Source organism: Flammeovirga aprica JL-4 (assembly GCF_012844305.1).
Classification (GTDB): domain Bacteria; phylum Bacteroidota; class Bacteroidia; order Cytophagales; family Flammeovirgaceae; genus Flammeovirga; species Flammeovirga aprica.
Window position 1 is genome coordinate 1 of sequence record NZ_JABANE010000451.1, and the last position, 512, is coordinate 512.

1 protein-coding gene is annotated in these 512 nt (G+C 61.7%); it reads right to left on the minus strand.

From position 1 onward, the window contains the following. The coding region (locus HHU12_RS34890; protein WP_449401704.1) for a mannitol dehydrogenase family protein at positions 1-512 on the minus strand (512 nt) is incomplete at both ends.

The window sequence follows — 512 nt, forward strand, 5'->3', positions numbered from 1 at the left end:
AGCTGGGTAATTTTATCGAGGGTTTCGGCAGTCACCGCCGGGACAATCCGGTCCACCATGGTCGACGGAAAGGTGACATTCTGCTCTATCCATGCGGCAAGATCCTCGTCTAAAGCCCGGGCGTAGGCGCAGACGACGTTGCGCATCACGTGACCATTTTCCGGCATGTTATCGCAGGACATCACGGTAAAAGCAGGCAGGCCGGCCGCCCGGCGGCGAGATAAGGCCTCCACCACTACCCCCGCCGCCGATTTTGGCTGGTGCGGGTTATGCAGATCGGCGGCGATCAGCGGGTGATCGAGCTGCAGTTCGCCGCTGGCTGGCGAATGGCAATAGCCTTTCTCAGTAATCGTCAGGGAGACAATGGCCACCTGTGGCTGACACATCGCCGCCAGCACCGCTTCGAGACCATCAACCCCGGCGTGCAGCGCCTGCTTCACCACACCAACCACGCGCGCGGTCCAGGCGTCGGCGGCCATTTCGGCGACGGTATACAGCAGATCCTGCTGCTG